Genomic DNA, 12,421 nt, shown 5'->3' with positions numbered 1-12,421 from the left:
CCCGGGAAGGCGCCGCCCGCGCTGCCGCCGGCGGCAAGCGCGGCGATGGCCTGGCCGCTGGGGCCGCCATCGCGCTGGCGGTCCAGGTTGCCGCGCTCTTCCTGCGTGGAGAACAGCCGGCCCAGCGTCACCTGCTGCGCCGCCGCCGGCATGGCAGCGGCCAGCAGCACGGACAGCAGGGCCGGCAGCGGGAGGAATCGGGAGCGTTTCATCACGAGCCTTTCTTGCGCGCGGCGGCGTTGAGCGCGGCGGCCGGCGCCAGCGTCAGCCAGTTGAGCTTGCAGTCCGCGCCCATGGTCGGCGTGTTCGGCACGTTGGTCGGGCCGCCGATGCGCTTGAGCGTGCATTCCTGCACCGCGTAATAGTTGCGCTGCCGCAGGTCTTCGAGGAAGTTGAACAGATCGCCCTCGTGCAGCAACTCCATGCGCAGGCTCATGCGGCTGCCGCGCAGCGCGTAGTCGCCCAGCGGCACCGGCGCGTCGAGCTTGACCGCCTGCTGCGGCTCGATCTCGTAGCTCAGCGGCGGCAGCTTGCGGCGCTCCTGGATCTGGCGGATCTGCTCGACCCAGTCGAGGCGGTTTTCGTCGCCGATCAGGCCGCGCTTGCGCAGCAGCACGAACTGCGGCTGGTAGCTGCGGATTTCGCGCTTTTCGCTTTCGACCTGGGCAAAGCGCTGGCGCGCGGCGTCGCGCGTCTGCTGCGCCTGGGCGCGCTCGTCCTGCGCGTGGTTGACATACCAGGTGCTGGCGAACACCGCCGCCACGCCGATGCTGAGGGCGCCGGCGGCCGTCACCACGGCCAGCCGTATCAGCGCGAATTCGCGCATCCAGTAGGGCAGCGGCGGCGCGGCGCGCGGCGGCTTTTTGCTGAAGGGAGCGGGGGAGGCGTTCATGGCTGCCACACAAGGTTGAGGATGAAGCGCGCCTTGCTCTCGACGCCGCCGGCGGCGCCGGCGCCGGCCTTGCCGCTGAGCTTGACGCTGGAGCGGGTGTCGACCGGCTGCTGCACGATCTCCACCACCATGCGCGGCTGGCGGGCCAGTTCCTGGGTGAAGGCGTTCATGGTGTTGACCACTTCGCGGTAATTTTCCGGCGGCACCATGATCTCCGCCTCCAGCCGCAGCGCCTGCGGCACCACCACGGGCAGGCCCAGCATCAGCGACGAGATCGGCGCCAGCGGCGTGCCGCTGCCGGCGTTGAGGAAGCTGCCGGCCACCGGCTCGGTGGGCGCGGCCGGCGGCGTGATCTTCCAGTCCAGCTGGATCAGGCGGATTTGCTGCACCTTGTCGAGCGCCGTGCTCAGCTGCGCCATGAAGGGCAGCGGCTGCGGCCCCTGGCGCACCAGCAGCTGGGCCACGGTGACGGCGGCCTTCATGTTGACGGTCTTGTCGATGGCCGGCGTCATGGTCGACAGCGCGTCGCGGTAGCGCTTGTCGAACTGGTCGGCCTCGGCGTACATGGTGGCGGTGGCCGAGGTGGCGTCGGCATAGCGCCAGACATTGATGCCCAGCCAGACCAGCGTGGCGGTGGCCAGCACCGCGCTGGCGCTGAACAGGCCCAGCCGCGCGCGCCACAGCTGGAAGTAGCGGCGTGCCGCGCCCAGCGCGTACTGGGTGGGCGGGCGTTCCTGTCCAAGCAGTGTCAGCAGCACGGTATCGGCCAGCGCCGGCGTGTCTTCCAGGCCGGTGCGGTGGGCGGCGTCGTCCATGGGGACGAAGTGGTAGGCGGTCTCGGGGCCGTCCTGGCATTGCGGTTCGAGGCGGTCCAGCGTCGCTTCCGGCGCCACGATGACGGTGTGCAGCACCTCGCCGCGCCCGATCAGGCGGGTGCTGGTGAGGAACTGCTGGGTCTTGGCGGTTTCGCGGGCGACGTCGACCGGGTCGCCGTCGCGGTCCACCGCCAGCGTCAGCCGCGAGAACTTCAGCTGGCCGTCGAGGAAATAGCTCTGGCGCAGGCCGGCCGATTGCTGTGTCACCAGCAGCAGGCGCTCGTCGGCCAGGCCCAGCTTGCGCACCAGCGACGGGCTCATGAGCGTGGTCGAGTACAGCCCCGCCAGCGGCGCGCGCAGCAGTTCCAGCGCCTCGACCCACGGTTGCACCAGCGCCGGATTTGTCAGCGCGCTGAGCAGGGCGATATCGTCCTGGCGGCCGTCGGGCTCGCGGCCCTGCACGCGCACGTAGCGGTAGGGCGTTTCGCGGTATTGCTGCAGCAGCCGGCGGGCCAGCAGGCGGCGGCCGGAGCGGCCGGTCACGTGCGGCAGCGTGATGCGCTGGAAGTCTTCCTCGATCAGGTCGACCATCAGATAGACCGGGCCGTAGGGCTGGGTGTCCAGGTAATCCATGAAGGCGTCGACGCCGGCGCGGTCGTTGGTGTAGCGCACGGGTTCGCCGAGCCTGCCCTTGTGCCACGGGTAGGCCCACACATATTCGCTGCTGAGATAAAGTAAATGTCTGTGCAACACGGCGGCCTCAGGGTCGGATCTTGCTGATGGTGTCGTAAATCGGCCCCAGCACGGACAGCATGATCCAGCCCAGCAGCAGGCCCAGGACCACGGTCATCGCCGGCTCTATCATCGCCTGCACCTTCTCGATCATTTCCTTGACTTCACGGTTGTAGAAATAGCTGACGTTGCGCAGCGCGCCGTCCAGCGCGCCGGTGGCCTCGCCGACCTTGAGCATGCGGATCACCAGCGGCGGGAAGATGCCGGTGTTCTGGAACGCCGCCGTCACGCTCTGGCCTTCGGAAATGAGCTGGGCCGCGCGGCGCAGGCCGGCCGCCACCATGCGGTTGCCGACGATGCCTTCGGACAGCCGTATGCATTCGAGGATGGTGATGCCGGCGCCGTACATCAGCGCGAAGAAGGTGGCGAAGCGGGCCAGGATGATCTTGTGCTGCACCGGGCCTATCATCCAGATGCGCAGCTTGAAGGCGTCGAAGCGGTAGCGCGCGTCCTCGCTGCGCGCCAGCCAGGCGCGGCCGCCGAAGAAGGCCGCCACCGGCAGCGCCAGCAGCACGTACCAGTAGTTGATGAAGATGTCGGAAACGAAGATCAGCGCCTTGGTGTGGAAGGGCAGCTCGTTGCCCATGTTCTTGATGAAGGCGGTCAGCTGCGGCACCAGGTAGATCATCAGGAAGGCTACCACGCCGAGGATGACGATGCCGACGAACATGGGCTTCATGACGATCTTGCGCGATTGCGAGGCCAGCTCGTCCTGCCACTTCAGGCTGTCCGACAGATTCAGGAACACTTCGGCGATCTTGCCGGTGCGCTCGCCGGCCGTGATCAGGCTGGTGAAGGTCTTGTCGAACACGTCCGGGTAGGCGTCGAGCGCGGCCGACAGCTGCAGGCCGCCCTCGATGTTCTCGATCAGGTCGGTGATGATTTCGCGGAAGCGCGGATGGTCCATGCTGTCGCGCAGGTCGTTCAAGCCGTCGAGGATGGGCACGCCGGCGCCGGTCAGCTGCTCCATCTGGAAGCAGAAGTTGATCAAGTCCTTGCGCGTGATATCGCGCCGGCCGATGGCGGCCAGCTTCTGGCGCGACACCTGGCAATCGATCAGGTCCAGCTCCATGCGGTGCAGGCGCAGCTCCAGGTCGGGCTCGTTGAGCGCGTCCATATTCCCCAGCGTCAGCTGGCCGCCGGCATCCATGGCGCGGTAGAGGTATTGGGGCATCAGCTCAGCCTGTCGGTAAGGTCGACCACGCGCGCCACTTCTTCCAGCGTGGTCACGCCTTCGAGCACGCGGCGCAGGCCGTCGTCCACCAGCGAGCGCACGCCGGCCGCGGCGGCGGCGTTCTTCAGCTCGCGCGAGGAGGCGCGGCGGGCCACCATTTCATCGAGCTGCGGCGTCATCTTCAACAGTTCCATGATCGCCAGCCGGCCCTTGTAGCCCTGGTGGCCGCAGCGTTCGCAGCCGCAGGCGCGGTACAGCGTGTACGGTTCGGCGTCCTCGCCCTGCGGCAGGCCCAGCAGGCGGCGCTCCAGCGCCTCGGCCGGATAGGCCACGCGGCAGTGCGGGCACAGCCGCCGGATCAGGCGCTGGGCGATGATGCCGATGATGTTGCCGGCCATGATGTCGGCCACCACGCCGATGTCGAGCAGGCGCGAGATCGAGCCGATCGCCGAGTTGGTGTGCAGCGTCGAATACACCTGGTGGCCGGTCATCGCCGCAGAAAACGCCATCTCGGCGGTTTCGCGGTCGCGGATCTCGCCGACCAGGATGATGTCCGGATCCTGCCGCATCATCGAGCGGATGCCGTCGGCAAAGCCCATCTTGGCCGATTCGTTGACGGCGGTCTGCCGTATCATGTTCATCGGGTACTCGACCGGGTCTTCCAGCGTCATGATGTTGACGCTCTCGGTGTTGATGTGGTTGAGGATGGAGTACAGCGTGGTGGTCTTGCCGGAGCCGGTCGGCCCCGTCACCAGGATCACGCCGTCGGGACGGGCGATCATCAGCTTCAGCAGGTTGAGCTCGTTTTCCTCCAGGCCCAGGCCGTCCAGCGGCACGATGCCTTTCTGCCGGTCCAGCACGCGCAGCACGAAGTTCTCGCCGTGGGTGGTCGCTTGCGCGGAGGCGCGGAAATCGATCTGGCGGCCGGAGAACTTGATCGAGATGCGGCCGTCCTGCGGCGCGCGGGTCTCGGCGATGTTCATGCCGCTCATCACCTTCAGGCGCACGGCCATGGCCGGCCAGTAGGATTTGTGCAGGCTGCGGATCTGGCGCAGGATGCCGTCGATGCGGTAGCGGATGCGCAGGAAGGATTGCTCCGGCTCGAAGTGCAGGTCGGAGGCGCCGTTCTGCACGGCGTCGGCCAGGATGGCGTCGATCAGCCGCACCACCGGCTGGCTGTACTCGTCCGAGGTGCCGCCCAGGCTAGCGTAATTGACTTCGCCCGTTTCGATCTCGTGCAGGATGCCATCGATTGATAACTCGAAGCCGTAGTACTGGTCGATGGCGCGCTGGATGTCGGAATCGTTGACCAGCAGCGGGCTGATGGTGATGCCCTTGACCAGCATGGCGCTGATCTGGTCCAGCGCGACGATGTTGCTGGTGTCGGACATGGCCAGGATCAGATTGTCCGTGGCGCGCTCATACACGATGGGGAACACCTTGTAGCGCTTGGCCACGTCCTTGGGGATGAGCTTGAGGGCGATGGCGTCCACCACCAGGCTGGTCAGGTCGGCGCTCTGCTGGTTGAGGTTTTCCGACAGCGCCATGCGCACCGTGGCCTCGGTGACGAAGCCCAGCGTGATCAACAGTTTTCCCAGCGGCTCGCTGCTGCGCTTTTGCTCGATCAGGGCGATGCGCAGCTGGTCTTCGCTGATCACGCCTTTCTGGATCAGCAGCTTGCCGAGCGGGAGTTTGACTTGTTCTGCCATGGATCTCTTACATGAATGGTGGCGATCAGCGCGCGGACGCGCCCAGTTCGTGCAGGCGCAGGCGCAGCGCGTTGCGGTCGAACGCGGCGGCGTGGTCCTGCGCCAGCGCCAGCGCGCGCTGGTAGTACTTCATCGCCAGCTTGGGCTGGTTCAGCCGGTCCAGGCCGACGGCCAGGTTGTAGGCGTAGTCGGCGTTGTCGGGCATGGCGGTGTAGGCGCGGAAGTAGGACTGCTGGGCTTCCGGCCAGCGGCCCTGCTGGGATTGCAGGTTGCCGAGCGCGAACAGCACCGGCGCGGCGTCCGGGCTGGTGTTGAGGATGTTGCGCAGCCGCGCTTCGCTCTGGCCGCTGTCGCCCTGGCGCACGCCGACCAGGCCGGCGACGGCGGTGCTGTCGTTGGGATCGAGTTCGAGCAGGCGCAGGTAGTAGCCGGCCGCCTGTTCGCCCTGGCCCTTGCGCGCGGCCACCGTGGCCAGGCCGAGCAGGGCGTCGCGGCTGGTCGGCGCGTCGCGCAGCGCGGCCTCGTATTGCTGCTGGGCTAGCGGCAGGTCGCCGCTGTTCAGGGCCTGGTAGCCGCTTTCCAGCGCGGGCGCCAGCACCGGCTGCTGGCTGGCGCGGGCGACGCGGATCTCGCTATTGTCCGGCGCGGCGATCGGCGGCAACTGGTCGGGACGCGGCTGGTTCAGTTGCGCCAGCTGCTGCTGCATGATTTGCTGCGAGGCGACCAGCGCCTGTTCGGTGGCGTTCAGGCGGCGCTCCAGATCTTCGGTGCCGGTGCGCGCGGGGGCCGGTGGGGCGATCGGTGCGCCGTCGGGCAGCGCTTCGATGGCGCCGGGCGCGACCGCGACCTTGACCGAGGTGGCACCGGTGGCGCCGATCGGCGGCATCGGCACCGGCGGCAGGCGCGAGCCGGCGCCGGGCGCGAGCACGGCTTGCCAGTAGTAATAGCCCATGCCGGCGGCGACCAGCACCAGCAGTGCGATCCAGCCGATCAGGCGCAGGCGGTCGCGGTCCAGTCCGGCCGATTCGGTCGGGGCTGTGGCGGCCGCCGCGGCGCGTGCGCGGGCGGCGCCGCGCGGTTGGTCGGTGGAAGATGGTCCGGCTTTGTTGGCGCGCGGGGTGTTGCCGGCTGCGGCTTTGGCGGCCGACGCGGCAGGTGCGGGGGCAGGCGCGGCAGCGGACGCGTAGGCAGGCGCGGGCTCGGGCGAGGCGGCGCTCTTGGCGGCGTGTGCGGGCGACGGCGCGGCGGCAGCGGTGGCTGCGGGTGCGGCGGCCGGCGGCGCCGATGGATCGGGCATCAGGTCCAGCGTCAGGCCGGGGCCTTTGTGGTCGCTGGGCGTGGGCAGCGGGTCGGGCGAGGGCTGCGGCGCCTGGCCGGACGCGGCCGCTGGTTCGGCCGGGATGGGCTCCAGGCTGAGGCCGGACATCGGTTCCAGGTCCAGGCTCATGCCCAGGCCGGGCTGGGCCGCCGGCGCGGGCGCCGGCGCCGGTTCCGGCGTCAGCGCCAGGATTTCATCGAAAGCCTGCGACGGCTTGTCGGTCTCATCGTCGGCGCCCGAGCTTTGTTTGGCGCGCTCCGCCTTTTTGAGCGCTTGCATTAAGAGACTCATGATCCATTCGCCTTGGCTGGGGCGGGGGCCGGCGCGGCCTCGCCATAGGGAGCGTTGTCGGGTGTCTGGCCCGGCAGCAGGTAACGGTAATCCTTGTAGTCGCCGTTGACGCTGGCGTCCTTGACCACCACCGGCCGCATGAAGATCACCAGTTCGGTCTTGGTGGTTTTCTCGTTACGGTGGGAGAACAGCTCGCCCAGCACCGGCACGCTGCTCAGCAGCGGGATGCCGTCCTTGGCGTTGTCCACCGAATCCTGCATCAGGCCGCCCATGACGGCGATCTGGCCGCTGGACACCTTCATCAGCGATTCCAGCTCGCGCGCCTGGATCACCGGCACCTGGCTTTTGACGCCGGCCTTGGCCAGGTCGGGATTGGGATCGGTGACGTAGTCGACGATGCGGGTGATGGTCGGCCGCACGTTGAGCGTGACCTCGTCGGTGTCGGAAATCTGCGGCGTGACGCTCATGACGAAGCCGACCGGCACCGTCTCCAGCCGCGACTCATAGGTGGCCGGCGAGACGATGGTGCCGTTCAGGTCGCGCACCGCAGGCGTCACCTTGATCGAGAAGAAGACGTTGTTGTCGACCACCTTGAGCAGCGCGGTCTGGTTGTTGAGCACGCTGATCTTGGGGCTGGACAGCACTTTGACCTTGCCGAACGATTCCAGCAACTCGATGGTGGCGGCGATATTGCCCAGCCGGCTGGTCGGGTTGGTGTAGTTCAGCACGAACACGCCGGGATTGGTGGCGGTCGGCAGCGTGGCGGTGCCCAGCGCGCCCTGGTTCAGCTTGAGGCCGCCCCTGGCGATCGATTGCCAGTTGATGCCTTGCTGGTACTGGTCGCCGAGCCGCACTTCGATGATGGTGGCTTCGATCAGCACCTGGCGCTTGGCCGCGCCCAGCACGACGTCGAGGAATTCGCGGATCTTTTCATGCTGGCGGGCGGTCGCGCGCACGGCGATCAGGCCGCCCTCGGCGTTGACGATGACCGAGGAACCGCGCTGCGCCGCGCCACCGCCGCCGGCCTTGGCGCCGCCGAAGCCGCCGGCGTCGAACGGCGTTTGCGGCTGGGCGTTCTGCGGCGTGCCGGCCTGCCCACCGGCCTGCTGGGACGCCAGCGGATCGACCGGGTTGTCGCTCAGGTTGGACGCCCGCAGCATGTCGCGGATGTTCTTTTCCAGGCTATACCAGAAGTTGTTGTCGGAGCGGTTGTTGACCACGGTGGTCGAATTGTTGCCGCCGCCGTTGCCGCTGCCATTGTTGGCCGGCGCCGCCTGCTGCTGCTGTTGCGGTTGCTGCTGCTGGCCGGCGCCGCTGTTGCTGGACGCCGGGCTGGCGACGCTGCTGGTGCCGCCGCCGGCGGTCGAAATCTGGGTGGCGATGCTGACACTGCTGTTGGTGCTGCGGGCGATGTTGACGTAGTCGACCTTGTAGTTGCGCCATTCCGGCGTGTCCGGCAAGACCGTCAGCGTGCTGCCGTTGATTTCATAACGCATGTCGACCTGGCGCTGGATGCGGGTCAGCAGCTGCGGCAGGGTCTGGTCCAGCGCGTTCAGCGTGACCGTGCCCTCGATGCCGGGATGGACGTCGACGTTCATGCCGGCGTCGCGCGCCAGCGCGAACAGCAGCGACTGCACCGGCACCTTGTGCACGGTGACGCTGTAGGTCTCGGTCTTGGGCGCGGCGGACGGCGGCGGCAGCACGGCGCTTTGTTGGACGGTCTCGGGAATGGAGCCGGTGGCGCGCGGCGCTTCCGAAATATGGGTCGGCGATTTGGGCAGGGTGTGGGTCGCGCAGGCGCTCAGCAACACGCTGCACACCATGGGGACGATGGGGGAGGCGAGTTTTTTCATTGTTTCTTTCCGGCCCAGGGGGAATGCAGGATGTTGTGCATTTGCAATATAGACACCATGATCTTACAAATTCGGTGCCACCGCAAGGATAGCCCCCCAAATAGCCCAAATTAGCAGGACCGCCAAGGCCCCTATAGCAACAGCGCGCAAAGGGAAGATTTGCCGCAGCCGGCGGCGGCGGAAGGCCGATTCGCGTATCGCCTGGCGCGCGTGGCGCACGCCGACGGTGCTGGCGTCGGCCGCGAAGGCGGCCAGCAGGGCCTTGTCGGCCAGGATGTTGATGCGGCGGACGATGCCCTCGGAACGCTCGGCGATCAGCCTGGCGGCGGCCGGACTGAACAGCGGCGAACCGTCGTGGCCGGCCGCGCGCAGCCGGCATTCGAGGAATTCGTCGATCAGCGCCGGGGCCAGCGCCGGCACCTCGAAGCTGTGGGTGATGCGCTCCTTCAGCTGGCGCATGCTGGCCAGCGCCAGGTGCTGGTCCAGCTCCGGCTGGCCGAACAGCACGATCTGCAGCAGCTTGCTGTGCGCGGTTTCCAGGTTGGTCAGCAGGCGTATCGCTTCCAGCGTGTCGAGCGGCATGGCCTGGGCTTCCTCGACCAGCAGCACCACCTGGCGGCCCTGGCTGTGGCGGGCGATCAGGTCGGCTTGCAGGCGGCGCTGGATCTCGTCGATGCGCAGGCCGTGGCCGTCCATGCCCAGCTCGGCGGCGATGGCGTACTGCACTTCCTGCGGGTTCAGGTTGGGGTTGACCAGGTAGATGACGTCGATGTGCGGCGGCAGCTGGCTCTCCAGCATGCGGCACAACATGGTCTTGCCGGCGCCGACTTCGCCCGTGACCTTGATGATGCCTTCGCCGTGGCAGACCGCATACAGCAAGGCTTGCAGGATTTCGCCGCGGGTGTTGCCCGCGTAGAAAAAGGCCGGGTTCGGGGTGATGCCGAACGGCGATTCGCGCAGGCCGAAGTGGGATTGGTACATGCTGCTCACGCGATGCAAGCCAGGAAGGCTTGCTCCAGGCTGTCGACGCCGTAATGGCGGCGGCATTCGGCCGGCGAGCCGGTAAAGCGGATGCGGCCTTCATGCAGGATGGCCATGCGGTCGCACAGCTCGTCGACGTCGGCCAGCATGTGCGAGGTCAAGAATACGGTGCTGCCGCCGGCGTGCAGCTGCCGCAGCTGTTGTTTCAGCAGCGCGCGCGCCTTCGGGTCCAGTCCGCTCATCGGCTCGTCCAGCACGTACAGCGGCTTGCGCGCCAGCAGGCAGGCGGCCAGGCCCAGCTTCTGCGTCATGCCTTTCGAATAGTCGCGCACGGTGCGGCGCAGCGCGCCAGGGTCCAGGTCCAAGGCCTCCAGCATGACGGCCACGGCGGCCGGATCGTAGGCCAGGCCTTGCAAACTCAGCAAATAGCGGATGAAGTCGGCGCCGGTCAGGTAGTAGGGCGGGGTGAAGCGTTCGGGCAGGAAGCCCAGCGGCTGGCGGCTGGCGGGGCGGCCGTGCGGCTGGCCGAAGATGTCGATGCTGCCGCCGTCGAGGGCGCAGAAATCCAGCAGGCATTTGATCAGGCTGGTCTTGCCGGCGCCGTTGACGCCCACCAGGCCGAAGCATTCGCCCGCTTGCAGCTCCAGATCCACGCCCTGCAAGACGCTGGCCTGGCCATAGCGTTTGACGACTTGCTGGAAGCGCAGGGCAGGGGCGGTCATGGAAGGTGGCGGTTCTGTGGGGCTGGGAAACGAACGACACTGTAGCGCATTCGTGCGAAGAAAGCGACACCCTGTGGCGCACGGAGCAAGACTAGTCTCGCTGGCGCCGCTTTCTGCACTAGAATGGCCGCAAGCCAACAGATGGCACAGATCACAAGGAGCGGGGCATGGCAAGGCCAGAGAAAGTGCGGCTTGGGGAAATTTTGGTGCAGCAAAAGCTGCTGACCGAGGAACAGCTGGGCCTGGCGCTGGCCGAGCAAAAGCGCAGCGGACGCAAGCTGGGCCGGGTGTTCATCGAGAACGGCTATGTTACCGAGGAACAGATCGCCGGCGCGCTGGCGCGGCAGCTCAACATCCCGTACCTGAATCTGAAGTTCTTCAACGTCAATCCCGAGATCGTGCGGCTGCTGCCGGAAACCCAGGCCCGCCGCTTCCGCGCGCTGGTGCTGGAAGACCGGCGCGGCGCGCTGCTGGTCGGCATGTCCGACCCGACCGACCTGTTCGCGTACGACGAGATCCAGCGCATCGTCAAGCAGCCGATCGAGCTGGCCGTGGTCAACGAGACCGAAGTGCTGGGCGTGATCGACCGCATCTACCGCCGCACCGAGGATATCTCCGACCTGGCGCGCGAGCTGGAGCAGGACCTGGGCGATGTCTCGGTCGACTTCGGCGCGCTGGCGGCCGCCAATTCCAACCTGGAAGAGGCGCCCATCGTCAAGCTGCTGCAATCGGTGTTCGACGACGCCACCCAGGTGCGCGCGTCCGACATCCACATCGAGCCGCAGGAAGGCCGGCTGCAGATCCGCTTCCGCATCGACGGCGTGCTGCACCTGCAAACCGAGGCCGACATCAAGATCGCGCCCTCGCTGGCGCTGCGCCTGAAGCTGATGTCCGACCTCGACATCTCGGAAAAACGCTTGCCGCAGGACGGCCGCTTCGCCGTGCGCGTGAAGAACCAGCGCATCGACGTGCGTATCTCGACCATGCCGACCCAGTACGGCGAATCGGTGGTGATGCGTCTGCTCAGCCAGAGCAACACCCAGCTGCGGCTGGACGCGATCGGCATGCCGAAAGGCTTGCTGGAGAAATTCCGCGCCATCGTCCAGCGCCCCAACGGCCTGGTGCTGGTGACGGGGCCGACCGGCAGCGGCAAGACCACCACGCTGTACTGCGCGCTGGCCGAGCTGAATTCGGTGGAGAAAAAGCTGATCACCGTGGAAGACCCGGTCGAATACCGGCTGCCCGGCATCAACCAGGTGCAGGTCAACGACAAGATCGAGCTGAACTTCGCGCGCGTGCTGCGTTCGGCGCTGCGGCAAGACCCGGACATCGTGCTGGTGGGCGAGATGCGCGACCAGGAAACGGCACAGATCGGTTTGCGCGCCGCCATGACCGGACACTTGGTACTATCGACCCTGCACACCAACGATGCGGCCAGCACGCCGCTGCGGCTGATGGACATGGGCGTACCGCGCTACATGGTCGGTAGTTCGCTGCAAGCCGTGCTGGCGCAGCGCCTGGTGCGGGTGATCTGCGAAAGCTGCACCACGCCGTACGAGCTGACGCCGACCGAACACGAGTGGCTGCGCATGGAGTTGCACGACAAGGTGGGCATGGCGCGCTATTTCCACGGCAAGGGTTGTTCGCATTGCAATGGCATGGGGTATCGCGGCCGTACCGGCGTGTACGAGCTGCTGGAAATGACGCGCGAAGTGGTCGATGCGGCCAACGATCCCGATCCCTCGCATTTCCTGCGGGTGGCGGCGACGCAGATGGCCGGCGAAACCCTGCGCCGCCATGCGGTGGCGCTGGTGATACAGGGGCGTACCACGGTGGCCGAGGCCATGCGCATCAGCAACCAGACCGAGGATTGA

Annotated in this window: 10 protein-coding genes; 1 reads left to right on the top strand and 9 read right to left on the bottom strand. The window is 67.3% G+C overall.

Features of this window, described 5'->3' with window-relative positions; translation table 11 throughout:
• The 9 genes from GEV01_RS05175 to GEV01_RS05135 all read right to left on the bottom strand — a co-directional run.
• The coding region (locus tag GEV01_RS05175; protein WP_152802224.1) for a hypothetical protein at positions 1–212 on the bottom strand (212 nt) is incomplete at its 3' end.
• The gene (locus tag GEV01_RS05170) at positions 212–892 is read right to left on the bottom strand and encodes a hypothetical protein (protein ID WP_152802222.1); all 681 of its coding nucleotides are present in this window, start codon (positions 890–892) and stop codon (positions 212–214) included. The genes GEV01_RS05175 and GEV01_RS05170, both read right to left, overlap by 1 nt.
• Positions 889–2,460, bottom strand: coding sequence for a hypothetical protein (locus GEV01_RS05165; protein ID WP_328595442.1), 1,572 nt, complete (start codon positions 2,458–2,460; stop codon positions 889–891). Before GEV01_RS05165 ends, GEV01_RS05170 begins: the two co-directional genes overlap by 4 nt.
• A gap of 7 nt (positions 2,461–2,467) precedes the next feature.
• Complete coding sequence (locus tag GEV01_RS05160) at positions 2,468–3,673, bottom strand: type II secretion system F family protein (RefSeq protein ID WP_152802220.1); 1,206 nt, start codon at positions 3,671–3,673, stop codon at positions 2,468–2,470.
• Positions 3,673–5,382, bottom strand: a complete 1,710-nt coding sequence (locus GEV01_RS05155) for a GspE/PulE family protein (protein ID WP_152802218.1) — start codon at positions 5,380–5,382, stop codon at positions 3,673–3,675. Before GEV01_RS05155 ends, GEV01_RS05160 begins: the two co-directional genes overlap by 1 nt.
• A gap of 25 nt (positions 5,383–5,407) precedes the next feature.
• Positions 5,408–6,991, bottom strand: a complete 1,584-nt coding sequence (locus GEV01_RS05150; RefSeq protein ID WP_152802216.1) for a tetratricopeptide repeat protein — start codon at positions 6,989–6,991, stop codon at positions 5,408–5,410.
• Complete coding sequence (mshL, locus tag GEV01_RS05145) at positions 6,988–8,844, bottom strand: pilus (MSHA type) biogenesis protein MshL (RefSeq protein ID WP_152802214.1); 1,857 nt, start codon at positions 8,842–8,844, stop codon at positions 6,988–6,990. The genes GEV01_RS05150 and mshL overlap by 4 nt, the downstream gene beginning before the upstream one ends.
• Before the next feature lie 63 nt (positions 8,845–8,907).
• Positions 8,908–9,825, bottom strand: a complete 918-nt coding sequence (locus GEV01_RS05140) for an ExeA family protein (RefSeq protein WP_152802212.1) — start codon at positions 9,823–9,825, stop codon at positions 8,908–8,910.
• A 5-nt stretch (positions 9,826–9,830) separates the two neighbouring features.
• Positions 9,831–10,547, bottom strand: a complete 717-nt coding sequence (locus GEV01_RS05135; RefSeq protein WP_152802211.1) for an ABC transporter ATP-binding protein — start codon at positions 10,545–10,547, stop codon at positions 9,831–9,833.
• A 167-nt stretch (positions 10,548–10,714) separates the two neighbouring features.
• On the opposite strand from GEV01_RS05135, the gene GEV01_RS05130 reads away from it, so the two are divergent.
• Positions 10,715–12,421, top strand: coding sequence for a GspE/PulE family protein (locus tag GEV01_RS05130; RefSeq protein WP_152802209.1), 1,707 nt, complete (start codon positions 10,715–10,717; stop codon positions 12,419–12,421).

The organism is Rugamonas rivuli (assembly GCF_009380165.1).
Lineage (GTDB): Bacteria > Pseudomonadota > Gammaproteobacteria > Burkholderiales > Burkholderiaceae_D > Rugamonas > Rugamonas rivuli.
Note: the sequence above shows the minus strand (reverse complement) of the source record. Positions and strands in the feature narration are given on the sequence as shown.

What these genes read in the sequence shown, in the direction of transcription:
- mshL (WP_152802214.1), bottom strand. Translation starts at nt 8,844, where the DNA reads ATGAAAAAACTCGCCTCCCCCATCGTCCCCATGGTGTGCAGCGTGTTG.
- GEV01_RS05160 (WP_152802220.1), bottom strand. Translation starts at nt 3,673, where the DNA reads ATGCCCCAATACCTCTACCGCGCCATGGATGCCGGCGGCCAGCTGACG.
- GEV01_RS05155 (WP_152802218.1), bottom strand. Translation starts at nt 5,382, where the DNA reads ATGGCAGAACAAGTCAAACTCCCGCTCGGCAAGCTGCTGATCCAGAAA.
- GEV01_RS05150 (WP_152802216.1), bottom strand. Translation starts at nt 6,991, where the DNA reads ATGAGTCTCTTAATGCAAGCGCTCAAAAAGGCGGAGCGCGCCAAACAA.
- GEV01_RS05140 (WP_152802212.1), bottom strand. Translation starts at nt 9,825, where the DNA reads ATGTACCAATCCCACTTCGGCCTGCGCGAATCGCCGTTCGGCATCACC.
- GEV01_RS05170 (WP_152802222.1), bottom strand. Translation starts at nt 892, where the DNA reads ATGAACGCCTCCCCCGCTCCCTTCAGCAAAAAGCCGCCGCGCGCCGCG.
- GEV01_RS05130 (WP_152802209.1), top strand. Translation starts at nt 10,715, where the DNA reads ATGGCAAGGCCAGAGAAAGTGCGGCTTGGGGAAATTTTGGTGCAGCAA.
- GEV01_RS05135 (WP_152802211.1), bottom strand. Translation starts at nt 10,547, where the DNA reads ATGACCGCCCCTGCCCTGCGCTTCCAGCAAGTCGTCAAACGCTATGGC.